The organism is Achromobacter pestifer (genome assembly GCF_013267355.1).
GTDB lineage: Bacteria > Pseudomonadota > Gammaproteobacteria > Burkholderiales > Burkholderiaceae_B > Achromobacter > Achromobacter pestifer_A.
Genome location: NZ_CP053985.1, coordinates 3569450 through 3596267 on the forward strand (window position 1 = coordinate 3569450; position 26818 = coordinate 3596267).

Sequence of the window (26818 nt, forward strand, 5' to 3'; positions counted from 1 at the left end):
CGGGCGCATGGCGTGCGGCTGGTCTATCCAGGCAATTTTACGCTTCGGGCGCGGCGTTGCGCTGTTCGCCGGGCTTGGCCTTGCGTTTGGTCTGCGGCGCCGAGCAGCGTTGCTGATAGGCCTCTACCGCGGGGGAATTTGCCGCCTGGAAGTAGGGATGGGGATGGCCGGCTTCGCGCAGTGCGTCATGCATGCGTCCGCCCCACACGCATTGCGCCTCGGCCTGGGCCCAGAGCCGCGCGGCCAGGCCCGGCTGGCCATGGCGCCACAGCGCCAGGCCGTAATCGGCCACGATTTCCTCGTCGCGCGGAATCTCGCGGTAGGACTGCTTCAGCAGGTCCATTCCGCCGTCGATGTCGCCCCTCAGGGTCACGATCCAGCCCAGGGTTCCCAGGTTGTAGGGGAGAGGGCCGGAGTTGGCGATGGACTTGCGCGCCTGGGCTTCCGCTTCTGCCAGATGGTCGGGAAAATCCGCCAGATAATAGGCGATGCTGTTGGCCCAGTCGGGTTCGTCCTGCAGCGGCACCTCGGCCTGGCGCCGCTGCAATTCCACTGCGTCCTCCAGCGCCAGGGCCGGCATGCCCAGCAGGCGTTCCAGCTTGAATCTTGCGCGCAGCACATCGCGCTCCACCGGCGAGGGCGCGGAGCGGGCACGTTCCAGCCATTGCCGCGCCAGGTCGGCGCGGCCGGCCATCAGCAACAGGTTGGCCATGTCCAGCTGTTGCCGCGGCTGCGCGCCGCAGCCGGTGGCATCCACCCATTGCAGGGCGCCCTCGGCATCGTTCTGGCTGAATTTGCGGTTGATGGCGTCCAGCTCGTCGAAGCACTGGCGGTTTTCCGCCGCGCTCGCTTCGACGGATATCGAGAGGGAGGCCGCCGGCCGATCGTGGCTGAAGTACGCCGTATTGCCCTGGGCGGTGCTGTAGCCCAGGTCCACCCATTGCTCGCCCCAACGCACGTGCATGGTGGTGACGTAAGGCCAGCCCCCTAGCGGATCCTTATCCCCGCCGCTTTGCAACTGGAACACAGTGCCCCAGGCACCGCTGCCTATGCGCCGGATCAACGTGAAGTCCTTGGCGGGATGCGCCTCGCGGGTCCAGATCCAGGCGCTGCGGCCCAGCGCGTCGGTGACGCCGTGCACGATGCCGTCGTGGTCGGGCATGCCCTCGATGGACTGGCCCTTGCCTGTCAGGAACAGGCGGTATGGCGTATTCGGAGCGATGGCGCTGCCTCGGCTGTTGTCCAGCCTCAGGATCAGGTAGCGGCCGTGTTCTCCCTTGCCGTACTGCGGCATCCCCTGCGGCGCCGCCGCGGGCGTGCTGCGGGTGGATGGCTTCCTGGCGGACGAGCTGGCGAGGGCAGATGCCGGCAGGGCGGCCTGGGCAAGCGCGAGCGCGCCGGCCAACAGCAACGGGTACAGCCTGGATTGCGGAAGCGTCATGGGTGCTGCTTGAGGTCTAATCGATGGGGCCTGGGAGACAGGCGGCATTCTCTCAGAGAACGCAGTGTGCCGCTGGTCCGCGCGCAATCGTGGCGCCCGCTGCGGATCGGATGCGGCGGGCGGGCTCCTGTGGCATTCTTGCGCCCGCAACTCGCCACCCGCCGCCGCACGCGGCGCATTCCCGTTCCGTGATGTCGAAATTCTTCCTGCGCTTCTGTGATTTTCTGCTGCTGTCCGCCGCGGCGGCGCTCTTTGGCGCTTGCCTGATTTCGGTGCTGAAGACCGATGCCTACGGTTGGATGATTCCGGATGCGCCGTTCATGTACGGGCCGTTCGAGTTCTATGTCGATTCCGCCTTGGCGGGGCTGGCCGGCCTGCTGGCGCTGGCGCTGGCCGAGCGCGTGGCGCGGGTGCGCCGCTCGGTTGCATGGCGGGCCGTGGCGACGCTGGCCGCCGCGCTGATCGCGCTGTATCTGGCGCCGCCGGACCCGCAGGTGTTCGGCAATACCTGGGCGCCCGGCGAGGCCACCATGGAACTGTTTGTGGCGCAGTTGGACATGGTGCTGCCCATCGCGTTCGCGGTATTGGCGCTGCGCCTGGGACTGCGGCGCCTGTGTGCGCGGTCCGCGGCCTAGCCCTGCTCCAGCCGATAAAACTGCTGGCTCGCGATCAAGGTCGCGCCGCAGGACGTCTTCATGCCTTCCAGCGCGGTGCGCCGGTCCGAACTGACGGCGGCCGCGCCTTCGACGATGGTGTGCGTGCCGCCGCACTTGGGGCAGGTGACGCGGTCGCCCAGCCGGGCCATGGGCTGGCCGAAGATCATCACTGTTTCGTCGCCAGTGACGACGACCCCGCCATGCGAGGTGCGGTCGCCCTTGCGTATCACCGATAGCTGCGCCATGGCTGCCTGTTGCCCTGTCAGTTGGTTATGTGTGCTTACAGATAGGTGCCGTCCGGGGCCTGCCGCGGCGTGCCGGTGACGAACGTGCCGTCGGGCGCCATGCGGACCGGACCGTCGCCGCCGAGGTAGCGGCCGTCAGGCGCGCGCTGCGGCTTGCCGGCGACGTAAGTGCCATCCGGCGCGCGCGTGACGGGCCCGCCGTCGCCGACGTAGGTGCCATCGGGGCAGCGGCGCGGCTTGCCGTTGATGAAGCGGCCGTCGGGCATCATGTGGAATGACTTGTTCATCGCGCATCCTTGTCCTGGGGAACCCGCATGATATCCAGGGTCCGTGATGCGTTTTGTAATAGGACGTGTCATCTTCAAACGCAAGGCCGTTACAGATATGGGAGGATCGGTCCTCTTCTCGCCGCCGGCCGCAGGCCCGGCGGCCGCGATCCTGCCATCCGACAAGACCTATATGAGCGATATCGACACACTGCTGCAGCCCATACCCGGCGAGGCGCCCTGCGGCGCCGACATGGTGTTTTCCGCCGAGTTCGACGCCGTACGCGAAGCCCGCCGCCACGATGACCCGAACCTGGACCAGGGCGACTGGGTCATAGCCATCAAAGAAGCCGACTGGCCGGAAGTCATCCGCATCTGCACCACGGTGCTGCGTGAACAGAGCAAGGACGTGCGCGTGGCTGCCTGGCTGGCCGAGGCCTGGGCCAAGACGCGCGGCTTCGCCGGACTGCGTGATGGCTATCTGCTGGTGGACGGCCTGTGCCGCCACTACTGGGAGGGCCTGCATCCCGTGCCGGACGAGGGCGATGTACAGCAGCGCGTGGGCAATCTGGCCTGGTTGCTGGCGCGCTCGCAACAGCTGATCCGCGAACTGCCGTTGACGCAGTCCGAAGGCGGGCGCTATGGAGCGGCGCTGTGGGACAGCGCCTCGCAGCTGGCCAACGCGGTCAAGCGCACGCCGCAGAACGCGGCCGAGATCACGCGCGGCAAGCTCACGCTGGACCAGTTCGACGCCGCGCGCCGCGACACGCCGCCGGCTTTTTATTCCGAGCTGGAAGGCAGTCTGCAAAGTTGCTTCGCGGCGCTGGATACGCTGGAACAGACCCTGGCGCAGCGCCTGGGCGATGAGGGCCCGGCCTTCTCGCCGGTGCGCGACGCGCTGCGCGACGTGACCGAGCTGACCCGCCGCTTCGCCCGCGACGCCGGGCTGCTGGTGCGCGCGGATACCGCGGCGCTGGCCGCTCCCACCGCTGCGCCCGCAGCCCCCCGGATGGAGCCGACCTTGTCCGCCGCTGATACCGTTCCCGCCGCGCCCGCAGCCGCGCGCGGCCCGCTGCAAACGCGCGAGCAGGCGCTGGCGCAGCTGCGTGAAGTGGCGGAATTCTTCCGCCGCACCGAGCCTCACAGCCCCGTGGCCTATCTGGCCGACAAGGCCGCCAGCTGGGGCGAGATGTCGCTGCACTTGTGGCTGCGTACGGTCCTCAAGAATGGCGATGAGCTGTCCGGCCTGGAAGAGCTGCTGGGCGTGCCCAAGCCGACGGACCACAACGGCTGAGCCCAGTCATTGCTTGAGTGAGCCGGCCCTTGCGGGCCGGCCCGGCGCCTAGCGGCTGGCGCGGAACTCGATGCGGCGGTTCTTGGCGCGGCCTTCAGCCGTGGCGTTGGTGGCGACCGGCTGGTCGGGCCCGGCTCCCAGCGTCTCGAAGCGCGCGGGCGGCAGGCCCTTGTCCATCAGGTAGGTCTTGACGGCGTCGGCGCGCGCCTGGCTCAGCGCCAGGTTGGTGCTGCGGCTGCCGGAGCTGTCGGTGTGGCCGATGATCTGCACCTTGTTGCTGTGCAGCTTGGGCACCACGTCCGCCACCTTGTCCAGCAGCTCGCGGCCGCGCGCGGTGAGCGTGGCGCTACCGGTCTCGAATTCCACCACGCGATTGGTCAGGACCTGGTCGAGCAGCCCCTGCTCGTCTTTGCTGGCCGACACGCGCAGGCCGTTGACGATTTTGTAGGTGGGATTGAGCGAGGTCGCGAAGGCGCTGGCGATCTGCTGGCGCGAGGCTTCGTTCTGCACTTCGCCGCGCAGGCGGATCTGGGTGCCGTCGATTTCCAGCTGGCCGCGGTTGATTTGTTTCAATGGCTGGCCGATGAGCTTGCCGACGTGTTCGGACCAGTTGGGCGGCGCGACCACGCCGCCCACATCGATCTGGTCGATCACGTTGCCCACGCCGTACACCTGCTGCAGCCGCGCCAGCACGTCGGCCTTGGTGGCCTCGTCCGGCACGGCGCCGCTGGCCACGACCTGGCCGGGCTGGGGGATGACGTTGGCGGGCACCACCGTGGCCGCGTCCTGGGCCGCCGCCGTGCAGGCATACAGCGCAGCCATGAGCAGTAAGGAGTAGCGCATGGTCAGGCTCCGGTGAAGACTTCAAGAAAAGTGTCCAGCGCCAGGCGCAAGGACAGGCGCGGCTGGTCCAGGTAGCTGGACAGCTTGGCCAGGCCATGGCTGGCCGACACGTGGTTGCGGACCCAGGGCGCGTCTTCCAGCACGATGTGCTGTTCGGCATACGCCTGCGGCGTGGACAGCAGGCTGGCCAGCGTCTGCGGCGAGGCGCCGCGGAAATCCACGGCCAGCCGGTGCTTGCCGGCGATGCGGCCGATGAAGAGCGTGATCTCGAAGTCCGCGCGGGACAGGAAGGGCGAGATCAGCGTCATCCAGTAGGCGGCCACCAGATTGATGTAGAGCGGATCGTCAGGCAGTGGCAGCGACAGTCCCTTGTCCAGCTGCGAGGAGCCGCTGGACATCACCGGCCCCAGCAGGATGCCCAGCGCCAGGATGATGTCGTGCACGCGCGCTGCGTGGCCGTTGCCGCGCAGCATCGCTTCCAGCCGTTCCACCGTCTGCAGGTCGACGAAGGCATCGAAACCGTCGTCGGCCGCCGTGCGGATCTCGCCTTCCAGTTCGTTGAGCGTCTGCAGCGCCGAGGCGGGATCGCTGTCCTGCATCAGCAGGACGGCGGCGCCGCTCATGCGGTTCCACATGCGGCTGAAGGCGATGGGGCTGCGGGCGATGAAGGCCAGCGGCTTCTGCACTTCCACGGAGGTGGCGGACAGGAAGGGATAGCGGCGGCCCGACAGATCCTGGCTGGGTTGCAGATGCCCCGCGATGGCCAGCTTGCCGCGCGACCCCAGGATGGCGAACGGCATGGGCTCGGCCTCGTCGTACAGCGCCTTCCAGTGCGGCTCCTGCGCCAGCATCTCCATGGTGCTGGCGACCCAGGCGTCCAGCGTGGCCATCAGCTGCGGATGCGAGGTGTTCTTCACGAAATCGCCGCGGCTGGGGATCTTGCCGAAGTAAGCCGTGCGGAACAAGGGGGACTGCGGGTTGCTCATTGCGGCGCTCCGGGTTGCGTCTGGGCGGAGGATTCGGAAGCGGCGCCGATCACGGACGAGGGCAGGCGCAGGTTGCGCAGGCCCTGGCTGCCGCCGGGCTCGCTGCCGCCGGCGCCGGACGCCTGGGCGTTGCTGATGATGCGCAGCTTCACTGGCACCGTCACGTTGGACTTACCCCAGCTCATGTTGAAGCTGCCGTCGGCGTTGGCGGTGCGCTGGGCGGTGGCGATCAAACGCTCCAGGCCGAAGCGGCCGGGTTCGTTGACGATCTCGACCACGCTGCCGTCGAAGGTGGTGGCGGTGATGCGCGCGCCGGGGGCGCCCTGCGCGTTGGGCCACACGAAATTGACCCACTGCGGCGGAGTGTTGCGGTAGCGCAGCTGCTGGCCGTCGATCTCGATCGTGTATTCGGTGACGCCGGCCGCGGGCTTGGGCTGGATCTGGAACAGCGTCTGGGGTTGGCTGGCCGCGCCGCTGCCGGCCGCGCCGCCCGAAAGCGGCGCCACCCATTGCGCGAAGTTGGCCGTGAAGGCGGGCTGCAGGCTCACGCCCATGTCGCCCCAGGTGCGCGCCGTGAGGATGTCGCCGCGGCGCACGGTCAGCGGACCCAGCGTGTCGTTGACGTACCTGGCGATGCTGCCCTGCGGGCCGAACACCTGGCCGATCTCGTCGCTGCTGGCCTCCACGCTGGCGCGGCTGGCGAAGGGATACTTCTCCGCCAGGGTCTGGTTGAACGGACGGTAGACCTGCGCGTTCCAGACCTTGTTCAGCTCGGACTCCGCCGGTTGCATGGTCACGGCGTAGGCCTGGATCAGCGGGCGCACCAGCAGCGGACGCAGGGTCTCGCGCTGCGTCGCCGACATGCCTGCCAGCATCTGCTCGTCCACCAGCTTCAGCGCATCGGCCAGTTCCGATTCCTTGCCTTCCAGCGTCTGGCGCATCAGCGTCAGCGCGCCGGGGCCGGGATCGCCCTGGTTGTTCAGCAGGTTGAAGCGGGTGCGGATCTTCGACAGCGCGCCCATGTAGTTGCCCAGCAGCGACTGATTGTCGCGCGTGACCACCAGGCGCGCCACGTCGGAGAACTCGCGGCCCACCGGACCCATCGGAATCGCCTCGCCGTTGGCGGTGGTGGCGGGCGCGGCGGACGGCGGCGTCTGGCGCAGGATGACGCGCTTGAACCAGCCGACCAGGCCGCTCTGCGCCTGCTGCAGCCCGGCGTTGATCAGCGAAGGATTGTCCCAGGAGGTCTGCTCATAGGTGGTGTTGATGAGTTTGGCGATGGGCGAGGTCTGCGGATCGCCCAGGCGGTTCATCGCGCCCACCGATTGCTCGAAGCTGGTGAAGGGCTTGATTGTCACGCCGCGCAGGAACTTCTGCCATTCCTCGGCGTACTCGGTCTTGTACATCGTCGCCAGGCTTTTCTGGATCTGCTCCGGGCTGCCTTCCAGTGTCAGGTCGTCGCGCGCGTTCACGCCCAGCACCCAGTCGCTGGTCTGCACTTCCTTCTTGGCCGCCTCGCCGATGGCGGGCTGGATGTACTGCTCCCAGGCTTCACGCGTGAAGGTGCCGGGGATGGCGTAGCTGCCCGCGACCACGCCCGCGTCGTTCTCGCCGACGATGCGTGCCACCGTCATGGCCTGGAAGCGCGTGGCGGCGCGCGCCTTGAGCGTGGCATAGGCGCGTTCGCGCGCCGGCATGCCCTGCATCACGGCGCGCAGGCTGCCTCGGGTCTTCTCGACCAGCGCCAGATTGGTGTCGATCTGCGGCCAGCCGTCGTCCTGCGCCCGGCCGACATAGAACGAGATCAGCCGCTCGGCGCTGCGGATCAACTGGTCGCGCGGCATGGCGCCGCGGTTGGTCTCCAACCAGCCGCGCCAGAAACGCGTGATCTGGTCGGACAGGTGCGTGGGGTCCACGTGCTGATGATTGGCCATCATCAGATAGGTCTTGAGCGCGTTGTAGGCGTCGTCCGCATTGGTGGGCGAGGCATCCTGGAACAGGGTGTCGCCATTGGCTGCCTGCGCGGCGCGGGCCTGCTGCGGCGCCGGTTGCGGCGCGCTCCCGTTGGCCGCCGCGGCAGAGGTATCGACCTTGGCCAGGAAGTCTTCCAGGCTGGTCTTCACCGGCGTCAGCATGAATTGGCGTGCACCGTTGTAGTACTCGGCCAGCAGCCGCTCCTTCAGCACGTCGCCCTGGTACAGGCCGAGTCCCAGGGACCACGGCCGGCTGGAGGAATATCGGTCCAGTTGCTCGATGCGGTCCTGCAGGATCTCCATCGCTTCGAGCCTGCTCTGCAGGTCGGTGCGCTCGCTTTGCAGGCGCACCACCTTGTCCAGGTCGGCCTGCACGTTGTGCGCGAGTTGCCGGTTGCCCAGGTACGACCAGCTCCAGCCGCCCAGCACCAGTCCCAGCGCCAGCACCAGGCCGAAGAAGGCCAGATAGCGCATGCGCGTCTTGGCGGGGCTGGCGTGCTGGCGCACCAGCTTCTTGTCCGCGAAGATCACGCTGGAGAACAGGTCGCGCAGGAAAAAGCCGTTGTTGGAGGTCACGCTGCGCGACTGCGCGCGCGCGGCGGGACGCAGCTCGAAGCGTTCGGCCAGCCGTTCGGTTGACGTGCTTTGCGTGACGCCTTCCTGCAGCGCGCTGGTGAAGTAGAAGCCACGGAATACCGGCTTGTACTGGAACGGATTGGTCTCGAACAGCGTCGACAGGAACGTGCGCAGCGCGGGCTTGATGCCGGCGAATTCCAGCGGAAACGTCAGCAGGCCCGGGGGCAGGTCGCGGCTGTTGCGCAGCGAGATCTGCGCCGTGCCCATTTCCTTCAGGCCTTCATACAGCTCGTCGAAGCGGCTGTCGAACAGCGCCAGCACGTCGCGGTTTTCCTCGGCGCCGTAGGGCAGGGTCGCGCCCCAGACGCGGTCGCGCTCGCTCTGGTCGCTGTCGGAGAAGAACTCGCTGAAGCCCGAGATCAGGTCGGCTTTGGTGAAGATGATGTAGACCGGCGCGAACACTTCCAGGCGGTCGGTCAGCTCCTGCACGCGCTGGCGCAGGTTCTTGGCCAGGTTGATCGCGAACTCGGGGCCTGCGCCCGTCAGCTCGTCGATGCTGGCGGCGACGATGATGCCGTTGATGGGCGCCTTGGGACGGTGCCGCTTGAGCAGGTCCAGGAAACCCATCCATTCGTTGCGGTCCTCTTCATGCACCGAGTAGCGCCCGGCGGTGTCCAGCAGGATGCCTTCGGTGGTGAAGAACCAGTCGCAGTTGCGCGTTCCACCCACGCCTCGCACCGCCGCGCCGTTCTTGTCCGCGAAGGGGAACTGCAGGCCGGAATTGATCACGGCGCTGCTCTTGCCGGCCGCGGGGTTGCCGATGACGATGTACCAGGGCAACTCGTACAGAGCCTCGTTGCCCGAGGTCTGGCCGATCTTCGAGGTCTTGATGGTGCGTACCGCCTGGGTCAGCCGCGTGCGCAGCGCTTCCACGTCATTGCGGTTGGCGGCGGCGCCGGTCTGCACCTGCTGCTCCAGCATATCGCCCAGGTTCTTGTTTGCCTTGCGGGTGCGCCGCCGGCGCCACAGATAGGCGCATAGCCACAGCAGCACGCAGACGCCCAGGGCGATGCCCGCCCAGACCAGGCCGATCTCCACCGTGTCGGCGAACAGGAACAGGAACACCACCAGGGCCAGCAGCCCGAGCGCCATGAAGGTGCGGGGACTGGCCAGCGCGCGCGAGGACCAATGTCGGCCTTCGCTGATGGCGCGGGAGGCGCCGGATAGGAGATCGGAGGGGCTGCGCATGGTTTGAGCTATGTTCTTGTGGGTCAGGCGGGGAGGGGTTCGGAGGAAGACACCAGCACCAGCGTCCGCAGCGCGGGGTCCTGGGTCATGAGTGCGAGCACGGGCGCGCCGGCCTGGGCGCAGGCGGCGCCCGCGACGGCCACGGTCAGCAGATGCGCGGCCGCGCCGGTGTGGCCGCAGCCGGAGCCCACGGCCAGGCAGTCCTGATTGGGGTCCAGCGCCGGAAACAGCGCCGCAGCCAGGCCGGCGGTCTCCAGCGGGCGGCTGCCACGGTGGTCGGCATCGCTGATCAACGCGGCCACGCCGTCGGCGGGCTGGTCTTGTTCGGCCAGGAATTGCGTGGCCAATTCGGTCAGCCGGGGTTCATGCAGCGCGCCGCGCGCGTCGGCGCCGACCGCGCGCTGCGCTTGTGCCGACAGGATAAGGATCAGCGCGGAGTCGGTACGTGCGGGCTCGCCGCCGGACGCTTGCGCGGCCAGGTCCAGCAGCAGGCCCGCCGCGGCTTCGCCAGGAACCTGGCCCTGCGGATTGGAATTGGTCATGAGCTGGCCTGCGGCGTCCCATTGCTCCACCCGTGTGGCGTCGATGTAGGAATCGGCGACCGCGACCAGACGCAGCGTGGCGCTGCGCGCGGTCAGGGGTTCCTGCGCCAGCTGGCGCAATAGGCCGTCGCAGGCGAGCGCGTCTTGCGCGGCATGCAGGCGCTGAACGATGCGACTGGCCGGCCATGTGGCCATCGCGCGCACCTGGTGCGCGGCATGGTCGCGCACGGCGTCGGGCCATTGCGCCGGCAGCAGCAGTTCCAGCTGCAGCAGCGGCCAGGCTTCGTCGCGTTGCGGTTCGTCCTGGTTCAGCACGATGCCGCGCGCCTCCTGCGACAGCGCCTCCACCACTTCCGCCAGCAGAGCGGTTGCGCGCACGCGTTCTTCCTCGAGCGCGGCGGCCGGGGCGCGGGCCTCGCGCGCCGTTGCGCGCAGCGCATCGGTATCGAGCTGCGGCGCGCGCGCGCTGAAGACCGGAAAGCCTTGCGTGTTCTTGAAAGAGGGATCCAGGTCCGGACGCTGCTGTGCGGCCAGCGCCGCGTGGATGGCGGCGGGCTCGCTGCCCATGGCGGCGCTGGCCGCGCTGGCCAGCACGCGCAGGCGCGCGGCGGCCGGCGCGGGCTCGGCGGTTGAGGCCGTGTTGTCCTGTGCAGGCTGGGCCGGCGCGGCGCGGGCCTCGCGCCGCGCGTGGACGATGCGCGCGCCGCCCCATGCAGCGACAATCAGCGCCAGCGGCAGCGCGAACAGATAGAGGCCGATGTCCACGCCCGTGGGCAGCGTGCGCGACTCCTGCCACCAGATGATGACGGCGAGCCAGACCACGCCGAAGACTAGGGCCAGCAGGAGCCCGGTTCTGAGTATGCGGCTCATGGATGCGATCCGACGTTTGCGGAGTTGATCATTGCGCGGCCTCGCCGTTGCGCCGCATGACGCCGGGGCGGCGTAGTTCGGTGTGGCCGAAGTCCATCATCTTCCAGCGGCCGCCCCAGGTCAGGCCGACGCGCTCGGCGGTTTCGCCGAAGAGTTCATAGCCGCGCATGGCCCAGGGATCCTTCTCGGACACGACCACCTTGCCGTCGCGCAGGAAGGCGCTGTCCGCGGCCAGACCAAACTGGTGATAGCTCTGGTAGGCGCCGGCATTGGTCACGTGCGAGCCCATCTTCGCGAGTTGCGCCTGGCGGTCCGGGCTGCGATAGCCTTCGATCAGCACCATCTCGTAGCCGTGCTCTTCACGCATCACGCGGTAAGCGGCCAGCAGGCGCTGGCGGTAATCGGCGTCCAGCAGGTTCCAGTCGCGGCTGGCGCCGCCCAGGTTGGGACGCACCAATTCCACTTCGCGCGTGGTGAATGCTTCAGGCGCCAGCGGGGGCGGCGGGACCAGTCTTTCGCCGGTCAGCAAAGCCTGGATGCGGGGGTCCGGACCCGCGGTCCGATCCTCGTAAACAAATGTGTGATTGTGTCGCATGACGAAAGCGAAAAGTGACGGAAGCAGCACCACCAGCAGGCCTACGGCGATGTGCCAGCGGTACGCCGAAAACGCGCCGCCGGCCTTTCCGAAGCCCGCGCGCAGCGCCTGCGCGGAGTCGCCCACGGCCCCGCCGGCGTGTCCCGCGCCGCGCGCCATGCCCCGGCGTATTCCCTGCGCGAACGCGCGCGCTCCCCGTGCCGAGGCCTCCCGCAAGGACGGAAAGACAAGCAACGCGGAGACGCCGATGGCGAGCAGAAAGTAGAGAGGCAGCAGGAGCAGCAAGGAGGTCCCTCAGTTACGAAGGCGTAATCTTTTGTTCTATTTGGGATTCAGGCAAGCGCTTGGGCGTTGCAAAACGCGTCTGTAGCTTAGAACTCGTAACAAGAAACGGTGATGTGAAAGAAGTCATCAGGTATTCTCGAACCCCTTGGTTACAGGGGTGCAGACAGCCCCTGCAGACACGGGACTTCGCATGGCAGAAGACGAAAAAAGATCGCGATCACCGACCTCTGTTCCCAGCTTGCTCGCAGGACGTTCACCGTCATCGGATGAACGCGCGGCCTCGCGCATCCTCGCCGCGCTTGAGGGCCGGGTGCCGGACGCGGAGGTCAAACACCTGGCGCCCAAGCGCCGTTCCCGCCTGCCGCTGGCCCTGCTGCTGGTGTTGTTGACTGGCGCCGCGGGCGCCATGCTGTACAGCGTGTTCGATACGCCGCCGCTGCCTGTGGTTGCCGAATCAACTCCCCCGGCCGCGCAGCCGCCCCAGCCCGCGGCCGTGTCGCCTGCGCCGGCCGCGAGTGCACGCGTGGCAGCGGCCGATGCCGACACGCAGCCTGCTTCGGCTGCCGTCATCGAAGACCATCCCCTGGCGCAATTGGGACTTCCCAATGCCGATGAGGACCGCGTGCCCGAGAATCCCTTGTCGGCGCTGGCCGTCACCGCCGCGCCGCCGCCTCGTGCAGCGTTGCAGGCGCAGGCTGCCGCGCCCAAGGCAACCGGACCCACCGTGCAGCGCGCGAACACCTCGCAAGCCGCGCCCAAGGCGCCGCCCCAGGCCGCGCCGCAGCGCGCGAAGACGCCGCGCAACGATTCCGACGCCGCGCTGCTGGCCGCGCTGATGTCCTATGGCCTGCCGCCTGCTTCGCCGCCTGGGACCAAGGTCTACAAGAACGACGGCGTCTTTGTCCGCGAACTGCCGGGCTCGCCCCTGGCGGCGCGCCTGGAGCAGTGCCGCAAGCTGGGCTTCCTGGAAAGCGAGCAATGCCGCTTGCGGGTGTGTTCAGGCTATTGGGGCACCGCGCCCGAATGCCCCAATCCGCAAGCCCAGGTCGAACCCTGAGTCTTCAGAGAAGGTTTTTCCCCGCAATGGATCCGACTGCAACGCCCGGCCTGTTCAGTTCCGACGCCCGCCTCTACAGCCTGGAAGGCGAGGGCGCGCTCGCCTCGCTGCAGGTCGAGGGCTGGATCGCGCGCGAAGCCTTGTCGGGCATCTCGCAGACGCGCGTGGTCGCGCTGTCCGACAACGCCGGCCTGGATCTGCGCGACATGATCGGACGCCCCGTGACGTTGTGGACCACGCGCGCCGATGGCAGTCGCGCGGGCCGTAGCGGCCTGGTCCGCGAAGCCGAGCTGCTGTCGGGCAACGCGGGCTTGGCGCGCTACCGCCTCACGTTCGCGCCCTGGCTGTGGCTGGCCACGCAGCAGCGCAACAGCCGCGTGTTCGAAGCGCGTTCCGTGCTGGACATCGTCGGCCATGTGTTGGGCGGCTACGAAGGCTATGTGCATCGCGTGGCCACCGACGCGGCTGAAGCGCAGGCTGGCCTGGCGCCGCGCCCCTACACCACGCAGTATCGCGAGACCGACCACGCCTTCATCAGCCGCCTGCTGGCCGAGGCGGGACTGGGCTGGACGGTGGTTGAAGACCCGGAGGTCCCTGCGCGGCATGTCGTGCTGATCTTCGCCGATAGCCGCGGCCTGGCCGAGGACGCGGAGTCCGCGGGCGAGGGCGTGCGCTTTCACCGTGCGGGCGCGACCGAATCGCGTGACACCGTGCAGGCCATGGCGCGCCAATGGCGGCGCGGTCCGGACCGCGTCACGGTCCTGGGCTGGCATGGCGGCGGCAAGCGCGCGGTGGCGGCCGAGGCGCTGGCGCGTCCTGTCGACGGCGGCGAGGATGCCGGCCTGGAATGGTACGAAGTCGCCGGCCACGGCAGCTTTGCCGATGAGGCCGAGGCGCGGCGTCAGGCCACCCTGGCGATGGAAGCCGTGCAGGCCGCTGCGGAAACCTTTGTCGGTCTGGGCAGCGTACGCACCTTCCGTTCCGGCACGCGCTTCACTTTGCAGAACATGTCTCCACTGGGGCCCGCCAGCGAAGAGGGCTTCGAGCCCGCCTTCGCGCTGGACCGGGTCGAGCACGTAGGCATCAACAACCTGCCGCCCGAAACCCGCGCCTCGCTGGCGCAGCGGCTGGGCGGGCTGGATGCGTATCTGGCGTTGGACGCCGAGGCTCCCGAGTCGCCAGGCACCGAGCGCACGGGCGCCGATCCGTCGCGGCCAGACGCTGCCGTGTTGGCGAAGGCGCGCGAGGTCGGCTACGCCAACCGCTTCCAGGCGGTGCGCTGCGACCGTCCCTGGCGGCGGCCGCTGCCGCAGACACGAGGCGCGCGCCTGAGCGGCGCGCCGTCGGTCCACGGCGTGCACACGGCCATTGTCACGGACGCGGACGGCGCGGTACAGGCGCGGGAGCAGGACGAGATCCTGCGCAACAAGCGCGGCGACGTGCGCATCCGTTTCCATTGGCAGGCCGACGACGCGGAGGGGCTGGCCAAGAGCCGCTGGGCCCGTGTGGCGCAGCGCCAATCGGGCGCGGGCATGGGAATGAGCTTCGTGCCGCGCATCGGCCAGGAGGTGCTGGTGCGCTTCCTGGACGACGACGTGGACCAGCCCATCGTCGTGGGCGCGCTGTACAACGGCCGCGGCGAGGGCGGCACGCCCGCCACGCCGGGCGGCCGCGACGGCGGCCAGGCCGACACCCAGGTCTACGCCGCCGCGCGCGATACCGCGCCCAGCGCCCAGGCCAACCTGGCAGGGAGCAACGCGCCCGCCTGGCATGGCGCCGCGGGCGGCGACGAGAACCACCGCAACGCCGCCGCGCTGAGCGGCTTCAAGAGCAAGGAGTTCGGCGGCTCGGGCTACAACCAGATCGTGTTCGACGACAGCGACGGACAACTGCGGCTGCAGATCAAGAGCAGCCAGGAAGCCAGTGAACTGAACCTGGGCCACCTGATCCATCAGGCCGGCAACTACCGCGGCGGCCTGCGCGGCCTGGGCGCCGAGCTGCGCACCGACGCTTACGGCGCCGTGCGCGGCGGCGCGGGCGTGCTGCTCAGCACCTACGCCGGCACCGCCGGCCCCGCAGGCGAGGCCGCAGGGCTGCAAGCGCTGGCCAGCCAGGCCGACCAGATGGTGCGTTCGCTGGACGGCGTGGTCGGCGCACACCAGGGCTTGCGGCTGGCGAGCGCGCTCGGCTCCAGGGGACCGGAAGCCAGCGTGCTGGACGACGGCAAGGCGCCGCTGGCCGCCATGCATCGCGCCGTATCCGGCACCGTCGCGGGCGAAAGCCTGGATGGCGCGCGCGGCGATGCCTCGGCCAAACACACCCAGGCAGCCGAGGGCAAGGTGCCGCACCTCACCGATCCGGTCGTGTTCATGGCCGCGCGCGCGGGCCTGGCGCAGGTCTCCGGCGAACACATGCAATACACCGCCGGCGAGACCGTGCACTGGTCGGCCGGCAAGGACCAGAACCTGGCCGTGATGGGCGCGCTGCGCGTGCACACCGGCCAGGGCCTGGGCATCGTCGCTGGTCTGCAGCAGGGCGGCGCGGACTCCGGCCTGGACCTGATCTCCGCCACGGGCGACGTGCACGTTCAGGCCCAGCACGACATCCTGCGCGTGCAGGCGCAGAAGGACATTACCATCGGCAGCGCGCAGACCTCCGTGGAGTGTGCCGCGCCCAAACGCATCCGCATCGCCACCGCGGCCGGCGCCAGCATCGTGCTGGAAGGCGGCAACATTACCGTGACCGCGCCGGGGCGCATCGATGTGAAGACGGGGAACAAGCAGTTTGCCGGGCCGGACCAGATGTCCTATGCCCTGCCCGTGTTCGTGCAAAGCGCGCCCGCGCCGATGAAGCTGGCCCTGCGCCTGCAGGACATGCCGGGGGCCCATGGCATCGCGCCGGAGGGCGAGACCTGGCGCATCGTGAAGGTGCCTGCGGAACTGAACGTGGTTCAACAGGGTGGACGCATCAACCCCCAGGTGTTCGATTCGTCGGAGTGGTCCGAGGTCTTGGGCGAAGGAAAGACGCCCGCCAGCGGCGAGCTCGGCCTGTCGGAAGCGCAGCAATACGCCGTCCACAGCGAAGTGATGGCGAATCCCGGCCGCGTATGGCTGATCAGCGGCCTGACCGCGCAAGCCATGACGCCGGCGCGCTGGACGACGACCTCGGAACAGGCGACCTCGGAGCGGATTCTCGATGCCCTGAATTTTGCGCGCAAGGGTTCGGAACTGGATACGGCGCATGCCGACTGGCTGTCCGAGCACGCCCTGGCCGACGGGTCGGCGCAGGGCATGGAGACGCTCAAACCCAAGACGAAGGCATAAGGCAGCCGTCCGCCAGCTTGCGTTCAAGAAAAAGGCCATGGATAAACTCGACATAGACCAGTACACCGCGCAGATCGTCCCGGACACGATGACGACGGTATCGGGCCAGTACTTCGACCTGAACCAGCCCTTCGCCATGCCGCGGTATGGCAACCGCTGCGAGTCCTACATCACCGGCCGGGACTACATGGCGGCCGTGGCGGCCGCGATCCGCGGGGCGCAAAGTTTCATCATGATCGCGGACTGGCAGATGGACTACGACGTGGAGCTGGACCGGCGCGGCGAAGATGGCCATCCGGGGCGTTTGTCGTCGCTGCTGGCGGCCGCGATACAGCGCGGGGTGCACGTTCGTATCCTGCTTTACGATTCGATCAGTATGGCTGTAGATACGCACGATGACACGACACAGGACATGCTGCATGGCTTGCCCAAGGGCAAGGGTTCTATCCGTGTCATGCTGCAGTACGCCAATACGGGGCGGGTCCCTGCAACAAACACTTTTTTTTCCCATCACCAGAAGTTCGTGCTGGTGGACGGAAAAGCAGCATTCCTGGGCGGAATCGATCTGGCCTACGGCCGTTGGGAAACGCCGTCCTTCGATGTCGTCATCGACCCGAAGATACACGTGCTGAACGACGCGTACAACGCGCAGCTTGTGGCGGCCAGGAAGGCGACCCAGGCAGAACTGGACCTCACCCGGGCCTCAGGGGGACTGCCGGGATTTGAGCCTCCGTTGGGTGGAACTCTGCTCGATCCCTTGCGGCAGCCGCGGGAACCATGGGAAGACGTGGCCATGAAAGTCGAGGGACCCGCGGCCTTCGACGTTTTCCTGAACTTCGTGTTGCGTTGGAACAGCTTCGCGCGCGTGGGTACCAATGTGTTCGATCCAGGCATGGATGCGAGTTGGTTCGACCAAGCGAAAGGGTCTCAGCATTTGCTTGATCCGCAGACGCGCGGCAGCGGCAATGCCACGGTGCAGATATGCCGTTCGGCCTCGTCGCAACAGTTGCAGGATGAACTGAAACTCTGGGGCGACAATTACAAGTACGTCAACGACGACTGGAAGACTCCCAACCCGAAGCGCCGGAAGATAGTTCAGGCTGCCCGGGCGAAGTGGGCGGCCAACCATCAGACCAGCATCCGGGACGCGATGGTCAACTGCATCCGGTCGGCGCAGGCCTACATCTACATCGAGAATCAGTTCTTCATTTCCGATTGCGGGGTGGATCAGCTCGGCAAGAAAACTTCGCCGGGGACGAATCCCATCATTCCGGAACTGGCCAATGCGATAGGGGCAGCCATTTATGCTGACCGGCCCTTCCATGTGTGGCTGGTACTGCCGGAGCATCCGGAAGGCCTGTTGGAAGAGCCGGCGACCATCTCCCAGACGTGGTGGGCACTACAGGGCGTCAAGCGCGCGCGCAACAGCCTGGTGCATCGAATCAACGCCACACTGTACGCCAAGCACAGCAAGACCAGGAAGGTGGCTCAGCCAGCCCAGACGAACGCGGACATCGCTGTCGCGCTTGCCAATTGGGGTATGGCGGACGAATGGCGCAAGTACCTGACGGTGTTGAATCTGCGGAATTACGGTTCGACACGTCTGGGTGTTGTTACGGAGATGGTCTACGTACACAGCAAGCTGACCATCGTCGACGATGCGGTCGCCATCATCGGCAGCGCAAACATCAACGATCGCAGCCTGAACGGGAACGGCGATACCGAGCTGGCTGCCGTGGTAGTGGACGACGATGGGGCTGCGATGACCGATGTTGGCGCTGGCGTGAGAGTCGTGACGCGGAAATTCGCCCGAGACCTGCGCATGAAGCTCTGGCGCAAACACTTTGGCATGATGGTCGAGAGCGGCTCGACGGGCGTCCAGAAAGCTGCCGGCGTACCGCAAGGAATCAGCCTGGAGAGACCTTTGGATCCCTCCAGCATCCAGGCTTTGCAGAAGCTCGCGCACGATAACCGCGAGGCCTACAGCACTGTTTTCCGGCATACGCCTCGCAACAGTTTTCGCAAGCTCCTGGATGGACGGAAAGCCTTTCCACCGATCTATACACAGGTTAAGAAGTACGAGGTGAATGGCGTTCCAATCGGCAATGTCGGGCCGGACGGCAAGCTGCGTGATGGCTACATTCTGGTCGACGGTCCGCCCTCGGGGGAATACGATTTCACCAAGTTGCCTGATTTACAGCCGACATACATGGCGAATTCAGAGCATAAGATCGAGCAGGCAATTGCCTATTTGCGTTCCAAAGTTAAGGGATTTTTCGTTGAAATGCCCTTGGCGTGGGGGGCTGGCGAAGGAGATACGCCGAAGCCGCCGGGACGCGTCCTGGATAGCGTCATTGCGGAGCAGACGAATAAGCCGAAGGAAGATATTTTTGAAAGCAAGAAAGAAGAACAGGCAGCATGATGAGGTTCTTGCTCGCAGTGCGGCAATTGGTGCCGCCAGTTGACGCCCTAGGAGACAAGTCGTGCGTGAATTCTTGATCTGGGCTGCCGATATGGCGTTTCAGACCGCGTACGCTCTGGTGTACGTGCTCCCACTAGTCTGCGTCGTGGGGATTGCGGTTCATGTCTGGCCGCGTCGCTTCGGTGTGTTGGGATCGTCGGCCTCGCGTACGGGTCTCGCGATAGTCATGGCGGCCGTATGGCTGTTGGCAATCGTGGGATTTTTTCTGCTCTTCTATGTTTCGCGGAGCTATTCCCGGGAGCATGGTTTTGTCCTGGTCGCTTTTCTTGCCTATCTGGCGCCGTCGCTGATTTTGTCTCTGATCGGATTGATCGTCCGATACAAGATTCGCGCCAGGGGCGGAGAAGATGATTGACGTTCCGCTTACGCTGCTAAAGGCGGGAGAGACCTTCGCCACGGAATCGATTTCGTTGCTGCCCATGGTATGGGTCATCGGCTTGCTATTGTGTATCGAGTCCGACTTGCCATTGTTGCGGTCGACGACCTGGCGTCTTTTGCGGAATGTGATCGTGGCGCTGATGGCGCTGTTTCTGGTGTACGTAGTTGTCTACGGAATATACGGTTCGGCAGTGGCTGTTTACTTCGACGATCACGGGTTCACGAACCTTACTCTACGCACCTTGTCCACGATGTGGGTGTCGATCGCGCTGGCATTGGCGGGAGTCGTGCTGTGGGTCCATCGCCGATCCAGGCAGAACTCATGACGATTCTTCGTGGGCGTATGCCGTGCTCCAGTCCCCGCTGCCGCTCGGATTGCCCTATCATCTGGGGCCATCGCTGATCCTGTCGCTGTTCGGCCTGGTGCTCGCCACAGATTGCGCTGAGAACGTCGGTTCTAGCCCTGGGAGAAGAACTTGCATGCAGTCCTTGCTGCGATTGCCGAGTCTGGCATGTTGATGGCCCAGTCGACCGCCTACCTGGTGCCGGCGACGGGCATCCTGGCGCTGATCATCTGCCGGTGGCCGCAGCATTTTGGCCGACTGGGGACGCGTTCCTTCAGACGCGGAATATCGGCTGGAATGCTGGCGGTCTGGGTTTTCGCGCTGGTCCTGCTGGGCATGTTCTATTGGCTGGCGACCAACCATGACAGCGGCTACGAGTTTCCGCTGCTTGGGCTGATGCCGTACATGAGCCCGTCTCTTCTTACCGCCCTGATCGTCCTGCTGGTCCATCGGAGAATGGCGAAGCGGGAGCGCGGCCATGAATGAGGTGTATCCCGCCAATGTCCTGCAGTCCGGCGAATTGCTGGCCTGGGGGGTATTCCAGATAGTTCCGCTCTGGTGGGGCGCTGGAATCCTGCCGTGCCTGGAGTCCAATCTTCCGGGGCTTTCGCCCGGGGCCTGGCGCGCGGTGCGCGACGTCACGATCGCGCTGATGGCGGTGTTTCTGCTGGCCTGCATTGCGTACGCCATCTTCGGCTATGGCGTCGCCGCCCAGTTCGATAAGCCGGCCTATTTCGACAAGGCGCTGGAAGCCTTGCGCTTGCTGTCGCTGTCGATGGGAATGGCGGTGTTCGGGCTGGCGTTGCGCGCGCGTGTCGGGCGCGGCGCCGTTTCCCACAGCCGCTAAAATCCCGCCATGCTTCCGCCTCAAGTACTCGTCGCCCTTTTCGTCCTGCTGCTGGCCGTCGTCATCCCGCTGTTCGCGGTGACGATCCAGCTAAGCCGTTTCATCCATTGGTCCTTCTGGGCCGACAAGACCACGCGCGGCGATCGGCCGCATTTCACGGGGCCGGTGCTGGCTCTGATCTTCAGTACCCTGGCCGCCAGCGATTTCGTGGGCTATGAGCCCTTTCTGACGATCTCGGCGCTGAATCCGGTGCCGATCGAGGCCAGGGCCTATTTCACCGTTGCGATGCTGGCGCTGGCCGTCTGGTGCTGGGCCTATGGGCGGTCGATCCGGGACCGCGTGCTGCGCATGATCGGGGCCCGCGCGTCTTAGCGGCCGGCCAGGGTGGACGCATGATGTCGATCTACGGTCTTCTTGCGTTGGGCGCCCTGGCATTGGCCATCTGCGTGCCGTTCGCCGCGACGGCGATACAGCTGATCCGCCTGCTGTGGTTCATCACGGGCGACAAAGAGACGCGCGGCGCGCGTCCGCGCTTTACTGGGCTGGTGCTGGCGATGTTTTTCAGTTCGCTTGCGGCTACCGAACTGCTGTCCGTGGAGCCCTTCCTGACCCTGTCCCACCTGAATCCGGTGCCGCAGCAGCACCGGGTGGAATTCATGATCGCGATGCTGACGCTGGCCCTTGCGGGCTGGATATGGGGCGGCGCGATCTGGAACCGCCGGCCAGGCGGCTGAGGCGGCCGCTGGAAACGGGGCGCCTACTGCGCCGCCTGCACTTCGATCTTCACTGTGTTCGAGCGCACGCCGTTCGATTCGATATACACCTCGTAGACCGCCGGGTCTTTGGGCAGCCGCACCTGCGCTGCCAGATCGGTGCTGAACTGCGTGCCCACGCTGATGCCGGGGCTGATGGGGATGCCCTTGGGCGGACGCGAGCTGGGGATCTCGTCCACTTCCACGCCGGGGCGCTTGCGCGGCTTGTACTCGTAGGCCACGCCTTCATAGACCGCCTTGGTCTGCGTGTTGACGGCGACGAAGCGCGGCAGCTTCTGGTTCTGCGATACGGGGATGATGCCTTGCGCGCAGACGGGAATGACCAGCGCGCCGGAAGCCTGCGGACGCACGCGCGCGGGCGCGGCGATGTTGAGCTGGTCGTCGCTGCCATGGTTGGGCGGGATGCAGGCGTGGTCGCGCACCGTGCCGATGGGCGCGGTGGCGAACGAGGGCGGATCGATCCAGTCGGTGTTCATCGTGGTCTTCTGGGTATGAGGGGTGGGGCGCGCGGCCGTGGCGGCGCCGGGCGCGGCCATGGCCAGCGCGGCCGCGAGCAGCAGGGCCAGCGCCGGCGCCAGGCGGCGCCGCGCGTCAGAACGAGGGCCAGCCATTGGACATGTCCGTCTTGCGTACGGCTTGGGCGCAGCTGGCGCAGAAGCGGATGCTGACGCAGTCGCCGCCGAACATGACGCAGGAGCCCGTGTTGCTGGGATCGGCCTGGCTGGCGGTCAGGCCGAAATGGCAGTGGTTGCCGGACTGGGAATAGAAGTACGGACCCTTGTCGAGCTTGGACGAGTCCATCTCTGCCTCGTCCGGGTGGGCCCGCGCCCACTCGGGGCCGCTGGGCGTCATGCCGATCAGGTGGCCGATCTCGTGCACCAGCGTCTGCTGCTGATAATCCATCGTGACGGGTTCCCAGGGCGTCATCGCCGCCACGCCCAGGAGGTTGGTGCCGGGGAATGCCACGCCGCCCGCGGCGCTTTCCATCAGCCGGACCCGCAGGATGATCTTGCCCGAGGCCGGGACGGGCAGCAGGCCGGCCATGCGGATATTTACGGCATGGCAAGCCTTGGGGCTGGCTGGGTCGTAGGGCACCGGGGTGACGCGGTCCTTGGGAATGACTGCGCGCCTGACGCCGGCCGCTGGGTCGGTGTACTCGAACAGGCATTCCACGAACCAGTCCACGGTGGGCTCTATGTGGTACCACAGGAAGCTGACGTTGCCGTCGGCGCTGGCGAACTGGATCTGCTTGTCGCCCGCGCCGGGGCCGGCCGTGGCTTGCACGTACATGGGCTGGATCGGCAGCATTGACGCCAGCCTGTCCAGGTGACAGACCGCGAGAGTGTAGGGCTCCCGGTCCGGGCCCTGCGATCGGGGGTAGACGGAGCGGGCCAGTTGGCAGAGGCGGTCGTAGCCGTCGTCGGTGAACACGTCCGAGTTGGCGTCGCCGCGCGTGCTGACCGGCGGCAATTGCACGACGTCGACGCCATGCCGCGCGTACTCTGTCGCGGTCGGCTGGAAGCCGTGGCGGCGCGCCAGGGCCTCGGGGCCGGGCAGCATGATCTCCTGGAGATACAGGCGCCTTGCGGTTTCGACCTGCTCCGTGGAGATGGTCTGGTTCTTGTCGTTCACCACCTCGAAGGTATAGGTGTTCAGGCCGGCGGCGGGCAAGGTGATGTTGTCGACCACCTTGGTGCCGTCGGCGTCGGTCACGTAGCTGTAGGAGCGCTGGTTGGGCTCGCGATACAGCGGCTGGCGGCTTTGCTCGCGCGCGGAGTACACCGCATTGCCCGGGCGCGGGCTGACCTTGACGCTGAAGCGATGCTGGCCGGCCTTGTTGAAGCGCACGCGGATCCTGGGCTTGTTGGTCTGGCGGTCCAGGCTGTCCAGCGCCTGGCCATCGTTCCAGACCTCGTCCTCTTCCTGCAGGTTGACGTACTGGAGCTTGGCGCCGCTCCTGGCCTGGTAGGCGGACGGCGTGGGCGCGCCGGCATCCGGCGTCCCGGCCGCGGCGGCGCCGCCTGCGTCCTGGCCGCCGGGCGTGCCTGCGGGCTTGGCCGCGGCGCCGGGCAGGCTGACGCCGGCCATTTCCATGACCCGCTTGGCCATCGCCGGATAAGGCGAGTTGGCCACTGCGGGAATGTTCATGATCGCCTCCGCCACCTTGGGCAGCGTGGCGTTGGATATCGTGGGTGATTGCAGGATGGCGCCGACCACGGACGGAATCGCGGAGTCGGTTAGGCCCGGCGTGCTGAGAATCGCGCCCGCCACAGTCGGCAGATTGCTCTGGGTGACGTCCGGCATGGTCAGCAGCGTGTTCACCGCCGTGCTCAGCGCTGCAGGGCGGCCGCCCATCGTGCCCATGGCCTGGGTCATGACCGGGCCGATGGCGGCCCCCACGCCGCCACTGCCGGCCGTCGTCAGGTTGGAGGCGGCGCCCAGGGCGGATGCCGCCGTGGCGCTGCCCATCGCCGTGGCGGCGCTGGAAGCGCCCGACAGCATGCCCGAGGCGGATGGGCCGGCGCCTGCGGCCGGCGAGGCCAGGGTGGATGCCTGCGACGCCAGGGCCGAGGCCTGCGATGCCATGCCGCTGGCCTTCGTTATGGCTCCTGCCGCGTCCGTCAACGCCTGCGGCATGGATACCGCGCCAGCCAGCGCGTCGCCAGCGCCCTGTGCCATGTTCATGGTGGAGAGACCGCCATCCATCAGCGACGGCGTCGCCACGTTCGCCAAGGATTGCGTGGCGCCGTTCGCCAGTGAGGACGTGGCGCCGCCAGTCAGCGACGGAGCCACATTCTGCATGGCCGTCTTCGCCATGCCACCGGCCTTGGCCATGGCGCCCGACATCAGCTCCGAGCCGGCCTTGTCCGCTGCCTGCATGGTCTTGCCGGCCATCGCGCCCAATTCCTGCACGGGCTTGAGCGCATCGCCGGCTATGCTCTTGGCCTGGTCCAGCATGCCGGACGCGCCATCGGCCACTGTGGACAGGGTCTTGGATACGGCAGTTGCGCCGCTTGCAAGCGCGGCGCCCGCGCTGCCAAGCATGGATGCTTGCGATCCGGCGGCCGCAGCCGCCGTAGGGGCTGCGGCAGGAGCCGCGGCGACCGCGCCGGTCGCGCCGGCTGCATTCAGCGCCTGGCCGGAGCCGGCTTGCGCCTGCGGCTTGGCCTTGGGGCGGTGCACCAGTTCGGCCGTCACCAGCATCGGGTCGCCCACTTGGGTGGACGGCAGCGCGGGCAGCGTGGCCGCGTCGCTGGCAGGTCCGATCAGGCTGTGCGATGCGCCCTTGACCGAGAACATGCCCGGCCCCTTGAACAGGATGTCGCCGCCGTTCATGACGATGCTGGCGCCGGCGGCCTGCAGGGTGACGCTCTGGTTCGCCAGGATCTCGATGCTGTCGGCGGTGGAGGTGACGGTGATGTCCTGGCCGGCCAGCATCTCCAGCATGTCGGTATGCGCGTGGATCGACACCGGCGATTCGGCGGCGACGGCGCGGATGCCGCCGTCCTGTACGAACAGGCTGGTGGAGCGGCCCGAGGCGGTGGCGAAGGTCTGGCGCGCGGCGACGTGCCCGTCGGCCAGCGCGGTGACGTGCAGATTTTCGCTGGCGTGCAGGATGGCCGAGGCGGGCGTGGCAAAGTTGAGAGAGGAGGGCGCGTCGATCAACATGCGGGCGCCATCGATGCGCTCCACTGCCTCCGTGCCGGTGCGCTCGGCGCCGCTGGCCTTGACCGCCTGCTGGCCGCCCACGCTGCCGGGATAGCGGCCGTCGCCCTTGGGGTCGATGGCGCGGGTCAGCGCGTCATATTGGCTGGTGGCCGCGAGCGCGCGCGCCTGGCGCTTTGTTGCCGCGGCATCCAGGCGTTGCGCCGCATGCTGTGCGCCGCGCAGACGCGTCAGTGCTTCCTGGGCGTCGGCCTGGGTGGACCGGGCATCTTCGCGTGCGCTGGCGGACACGAGCATGCCTTGCCCGGAGCGCACCACCGTCCAGGCATCCGAGCGCAGCTCGAAGCCGGTGCCGCGCCATGCGCCGCGGTTCGATTCGTCCGCGGCCTGCTCGACCAGATAGCCCAGGCCCAGCTGCGTCGCGCCTATGGAACTGGACAGGCGGGTGCGCATCTGCCGCGACGTGTCGTCGAACAGCCACTGACTGTGGCCCTCGTCGCCCAGCGCTTTGCTGTGCCAGCCGCTGAGCGTGCCGGGATGGTTGGCCGCGGCGTCCTCGCCGGCGGACCAGGGCGGCAGGTCGGCGTCGTTGTACAGCTGTGCCGAAGCCACGGGCTGGTCGATGTCGCCATCCAGGAATTCGACGAGGACCTCGGTGCCTTTGCGAGGCAGATGATGTGCGCCCCAGTTGGGGCCGGCCTGCGCGCCCGCGACGCGCAGCCAGGTGCCGGAACTGTCGTCGCCCGGCGCATTGCCGGTGTCGTCGCCGTGGCTGCGGTGCGCCAGTCCGCCAGGCAGCGGGCGCGCGCCGCGTTGCCAGGGGAATTGCACCTTGATGCGCAGGTCGCGGCCCGAGGATATGGGCGCGTCCTGCGCGGCCACCACCACGGCCGCCAGGCCTTCGGGCGCCGTGGGCTTGGCGCGCCAGTCTGGCATCAGCGGCGCGGCCGCGGGCAGGGCGCCGAAGGCGTTGCGGTAGGAGCCGTGCTCCAGATCGGACTCGCCCAGCGCGTGGGCGGCCTGGCTGCCCAGGTTGTTGGCGGCTTCGTGTTCGACGTGCAGCAGCGTGTAGCGGTTGCCGCCCATCTCATCGACGGCCTGGCCCGAGCCCGCGGCGTAGCGGCTGTGCTGGGTCAGCGTGAAGTCATGGCCGGGCATCATCTGGCGGGCGGTGCCGCCGCCGTCAAAGCGCACCATGCGGGCTTCGTGCGCCTGCAGGCTGCGCGCGGCGGCAAGCTCCGCGCTGTCGCCATCGGCGTAGCGGCCGTGGCCATCGTAGTCGTAATCTTCAAGGCGAGGCACCGCGCCGGCCTGGACGTCGGACTGCGCATGCGCCGCGTGCGCGAGCAGCTTGCGATCGTCCCAGGCCAGGCGCGTCACGGCGTTGGGCCGTACCGCGCGGGAGGCGCCGAAGCGCGTGATGCTGTCCTCGGTTTCGGTGGCGTCGCTGCGGTGAAAGCGCAGCGTGGCGTCGGGGCACGCGGGCCGCGCCGCACGCGTGTCGAACACGACCAGCCGGTGACGCGCGCCGCCCGAGGCTTCGTTCTGCTGTTCACCCTGCTGATGGTCGAAGCGGAAGCTCAAGCCGGCCTCGGCCATCAGGCGCAGCACGAAGGCCAGGTCGGTCTCGCGGTACTGCGTGCGCAGCGGGCGCGGCGCGGGCGGTTCGGCGATGTCGAACGAGTAGGCTGCCTGTGGGTAGTCGGCGAAGATCTCGCTCAGGATGTCGGTGACCGATTTGTCCTGGAAAAGAAAGCTGTCGCGGCGCAGGCCCAGGGCCGCCAGCCAGGGGGCGGCGTGCAGCCGGTAGCGCGCCAGGCCGCCATCCGCGCCCAGCGCGTCCACGCCTTCCACCACCGCATGCCACTGGCGCCTGCCGCCATCGGCCAGCAGCAGGCTGACGCTGATCTCGCGGCCCAGCAGGGCCTGCACATCCAGTTCCGCCGACGACGCCAGGCAGTCCAGCGTCAGGGCAAACAGTTCGGAGACGCCTTCGCGCAGGCTCATGCGCTCTACCGCGAGCGCCGCATCCAGGGGTGTACGCATTTGCAGCATGCGGGCGTTCTGGGAGAGGGCGGCAACATCCAGGCTGCTGAATCCGGCGGGCGTTTGGGAACGGTCGGTCATG

The 26818-nt window shown here is 67.6% G+C and carries 21 protein-coding genes; 11 read left to right on the plus strand and 10 right to left on the minus strand.

The genetic code is table 11. The features are described from left to right. Positions 1–37 precede the first annotated feature (37 nt). Positions 38–1441 carry a tetratricopeptide repeat protein gene (locus FOC84_RS17205; protein ID WP_254241691.1) on the minus strand — a complete coding sequence of 468 codons (1404 nt, stop codon included), beginning with the start codon at positions 1439–1441 and terminating at the stop codon, positions 38–40. A 191-nt stretch (positions 1442–1632) separates the two neighbouring features. Between FOC84_RS17205 and FOC84_RS17210 the strand changes: the two genes are divergently transcribed. Then, a complete protein-coding gene (locus tag FOC84_RS17210; RefSeq protein ID WP_173150203.1) occupies positions 1633–2076 on the plus strand; it encodes a hypothetical protein in 444 nt (147 codons plus the stop codon). On the opposite strand, the gene FOC84_RS17215 is transcribed toward FOC84_RS17210, so the two are convergent. Together FOC84_RS17215 and FOC84_RS17220 are read right to left on the minus strand one after the other, a co-directional pair. Beyond that, on the minus strand, positions 2073–2342 hold the full coding sequence (locus tag FOC84_RS17215) for a PAAR domain-containing protein (protein ID WP_088142844.1): 270 nt from the start codon (positions 2340–2342) through the stop codon (positions 2073–2075). The genes FOC84_RS17210 and FOC84_RS17215 overlap by 4 nt on opposite strands. Before the next feature lie 35 nt (positions 2343–2377). Next, on the minus strand, positions 2378–2629 hold the full coding sequence (locus tag FOC84_RS17220) for a hypothetical protein (RefSeq protein ID WP_173145496.1): 252 nt from the start codon (positions 2627–2629) through the stop codon (positions 2378–2380). 172 nt (positions 2630–2801) lie between these two features. Here FOC84_RS17220 and tssA point away from each other — a divergent pair, with 172 nt between their 5' ends. Further along, the gene (gene tssA, locus FOC84_RS17225) at positions 2802–3902 is read left to right on the plus strand and encodes a type VI secretion system protein TssA (protein WP_173145497.1); all 1101 of its coding nucleotides are present in this window, start codon (positions 2802–2804) and stop codon (positions 3900–3902) included. Positions 3903–3950: 48 nt separating this feature from the next. Here the strand turns inward: tssA and FOC84_RS17230 are convergent, their stop codons facing one another. From FOC84_RS17230 to FOC84_RS17250, 5 genes are all read right to left on the minus strand, one after another. After that, positions 3951–4745, minus strand: coding sequence for an OmpA family protein (locus FOC84_RS17230; RefSeq protein WP_173145498.1), 795 nt, complete (start codon positions 4743–4745; stop codon positions 3951–3953). 2 nt (positions 4746–4747) lie between these two features. After that, positions 4748–5731: a type VI secretion system-associated protein TagF gene (gene tagF / locus FOC84_RS17235; RefSeq protein WP_173145499.1), complete on the minus strand. Its 984-nt coding sequence runs from the start codon at positions 5729–5731 to the stop codon at positions 4748–4750. Then, complete coding sequence (tssM, locus tag FOC84_RS17240) at positions 5728–9432, minus strand: type VI secretion system membrane subunit TssM (RefSeq protein WP_173150205.1); 3705 nt, start codon at positions 9430–9432, stop codon at positions 5728–5730. The genes tagF and tssM overlap by 4 nt, the downstream gene beginning before the upstream one ends. 119 nt (positions 9433–9551) lie before the next feature. Further along, a complete protein-coding gene (locus tag FOC84_RS17245; protein ID WP_173145500.1) occupies positions 9552–10940 on the minus strand; it encodes a hypothetical protein in 1389 nt (462 codons plus the stop codon). A gap of 28 nt (positions 10941–10968) precedes the next feature. Further along, entirely contained in the window at positions 10969–11820 is an 852-nt protein-coding gene (locus tag FOC84_RS17250) for a M15 family metallopeptidase (RefSeq protein ID WP_173145501.1), read from the minus strand. A 238-nt stretch (positions 11821–12058) separates the two neighbouring features. On the opposite strand from FOC84_RS17250, the gene FOC84_RS17255 reads away from it, so the two are divergent. From FOC84_RS17255 to FOC84_RS17295, 9 genes are all read left to right on the plus strand, one after another. Then, positions 12059–12877, plus strand: coding sequence for a hypothetical protein (locus tag FOC84_RS17255; protein ID WP_173145502.1), 819 nt, complete (start codon positions 12059–12061; stop codon positions 12875–12877). Positions 12878–12903: 26 nt separating this feature from the next. After that, the gene (locus FOC84_RS17260; protein WP_173145503.1) at positions 12904–16200 is read left to right on the plus strand and encodes a type VI secretion system Vgr family protein; all 3297 of its coding nucleotides are present in this window, start codon (positions 12904–12906) and stop codon (positions 16198–16200) included. Positions 16201–16237: 37 nt separating this feature from the next. Continuing rightward, positions 16238–18622 carry a phospholipase D-like domain-containing protein gene (locus FOC84_RS17265; RefSeq protein WP_173145504.1) on the plus strand — a complete coding sequence of 795 codons (2385 nt, stop codon included), beginning with the start codon at positions 16238–16240 and terminating at the stop codon, positions 18620–18622. A gap of 61 nt (positions 18623–18683) precedes the next feature. Then, complete coding sequence (locus tag FOC84_RS17270) at positions 18684–19037, plus strand: hypothetical protein (protein WP_173145505.1); 354 nt, start codon at positions 18684–18686, stop codon at positions 19035–19037. Next, positions 19030–19386 (plus strand): hypothetical protein, encoded by a 357-nt coding sequence (locus tag FOC84_RS17275; RefSeq protein ID WP_173145506.1) that lies wholly within the window; start codon positions 19030–19032, stop codon positions 19384–19386. Before FOC84_RS17270 ends, FOC84_RS17275 begins: the two co-directional genes overlap by 8 nt. Positions 19387–19572: 186 nt before the next feature. Continuing rightward, the gene (locus tag FOC84_RS17280) at positions 19573–19890 is read left to right on the plus strand and encodes a hypothetical protein (RefSeq protein ID WP_173145507.1); all 318 of its coding nucleotides are present in this window, start codon (positions 19573–19575) and stop codon (positions 19888–19890) included. Further along, positions 19883–20251, plus strand: coding sequence for a hypothetical protein (locus FOC84_RS17285; protein ID WP_173145508.1), 369 nt, complete (start codon positions 19883–19885; stop codon positions 20249–20251). Before FOC84_RS17280 ends, FOC84_RS17285 begins: the two co-directional genes overlap by 8 nt. A gap of 9 nt (positions 20252–20260) precedes the next feature. After that, positions 20261–20623, plus strand: a complete 363-nt coding sequence (locus FOC84_RS17290; protein ID WP_173145509.1) for a hypothetical protein — start codon at positions 20261–20263, stop codon at positions 20621–20623. Positions 20624–20643: 20 nt separating this feature from the next. Then, the gene (locus FOC84_RS17295; RefSeq protein ID WP_173145510.1) at positions 20644–20985 is read left to right on the plus strand and encodes a hypothetical protein; all 342 of its coding nucleotides are present in this window, start codon (positions 20644–20646) and stop codon (positions 20983–20985) included. Positions 20986–21008: 23 nt separating this feature from the next. On the opposite strand, the gene FOC84_RS17300 is transcribed toward FOC84_RS17295, so the two are convergent. Together FOC84_RS17300 and tssI are read right to left on the minus strand one after the other, a co-directional pair. Continuing rightward, positions 21009–21635, minus strand: a complete 627-nt coding sequence (locus FOC84_RS17300; RefSeq protein WP_173145511.1) for a hypothetical protein — start codon at positions 21633–21635, stop codon at positions 21009–21011. Continuing rightward, a complete protein-coding gene (gene tssI, locus FOC84_RS17305) occupies positions 21616–26817 on the minus strand; it encodes a type VI secretion system tip protein TssI/VgrG (protein ID WP_173145512.1) in 5202 nt (1733 codons plus the stop codon). Before tssI ends, FOC84_RS17300 begins: the two co-directional genes overlap by 20 nt. Position 26818: the final 1 nt, after the last annotated feature.

Excerpts from the sequence above, each read along its gene's own strand:
- FOC84_RS17205 (WP_254241691.1), bottom strand. The coding sequence starts at position 1,441 with ATGACGCTTCCGCAATCCAGGCTGTACCCGTTGCTGTTGGCCGGCGCG.
- FOC84_RS17210 (WP_173150203.1), top strand. The coding sequence starts at position 1,633 with ATGTCGAAATTCTTCCTGCGCTTCTGTGATTTTCTGCTGCTGTCCGCC.
- FOC84_RS17215 (WP_088142844.1), bottom strand. The coding sequence starts at position 2,342 with ATGGCGCAGCTATCGGTGATACGCAAGGGCGACCGCACCTCGCATGGC.
- FOC84_RS17220 (WP_173145496.1), bottom strand. The coding sequence starts at position 2,629 with ATGAACAAGTCATTCCACATGATGCCCGACGGCCGCTTCATCAACGGC.
- tssA (WP_173145497.1), top strand. The coding sequence starts at position 2,802 with ATGAGCGATATCGACACACTGCTGCAGCCCATACCCGGCGAGGCGCCC.
- FOC84_RS17230 (WP_173145498.1), bottom strand. The coding sequence starts at position 4,745 with ATGCGCTACTCCTTACTGCTCATGGCTGCGCTGTATGCCTGCACGGCG.
- tagF (WP_173145499.1), bottom strand. The coding sequence starts at position 5,731 with ATGAGCAACCCGCAGTCCCCCTTGTTCCGCACGGCTTACTTCGGCAAG.
- tssM (WP_173150205.1), bottom strand. The coding sequence starts at position 9,432 with ATGGCGCTCGGGCTGCTGGCCCTGGTGGTGTTCCTGTTCCTGTTCGCC.
- FOC84_RS17245 (WP_173145500.1), bottom strand. The coding sequence starts at position 10,940 with ATGAGCCGCATACTCAGAACCGGGCTCCTGCTGGCCCTAGTCTTCGGC.
- FOC84_RS17260 (WP_173145503.1), top strand. The coding sequence starts at position 12,904 with ATGGATCCGACTGCAACGCCCGGCCTGTTCAGTTCCGACGCCCGCCTC.
- FOC84_RS17265 (WP_173145504.1), top strand. The coding sequence starts at position 16,238 with ATGGATAAACTCGACATAGACCAGTACACCGCGCAGATCGTCCCGGAC.
- FOC84_RS17275 (WP_173145506.1), top strand. The coding sequence starts at position 19,030 with ATGATTGACGTTCCGCTTACGCTGCTAAAGGCGGGAGAGACCTTCGCC.
- FOC84_RS17280 (WP_173145507.1), top strand. The coding sequence starts at position 19,573 with ATGTTGATGGCCCAGTCGACCGCCTACCTGGTGCCGGCGACGGGCATC.
- FOC84_RS17285 (WP_173145508.1), top strand. The coding sequence starts at position 19,883 with ATGAATGAGGTGTATCCCGCCAATGTCCTGCAGTCCGGCGAATTGCTG.
- FOC84_RS17290 (WP_173145509.1), top strand. The coding sequence starts at position 20,261 with ATGCTTCCGCCTCAAGTACTCGTCGCCCTTTTCGTCCTGCTGCTGGCC.
- FOC84_RS17295 (WP_173145510.1), top strand. The coding sequence starts at position 20,644 with ATGATGTCGATCTACGGTCTTCTTGCGTTGGGCGCCCTGGCATTGGCC.
- FOC84_RS17300 (WP_173145511.1), bottom strand. The coding sequence starts at position 21,635 with ATGGCTGGCCCTCGTTCTGACGCGCGGCGCCGCCTGGCGCCGGCGCTG.
- tssI (WP_173145512.1), bottom strand. The coding sequence starts at position 26,817 with ATGACCGACCGTTCCCAAACGCCCGCCGGATTCAGCAGCCTGGATGTT.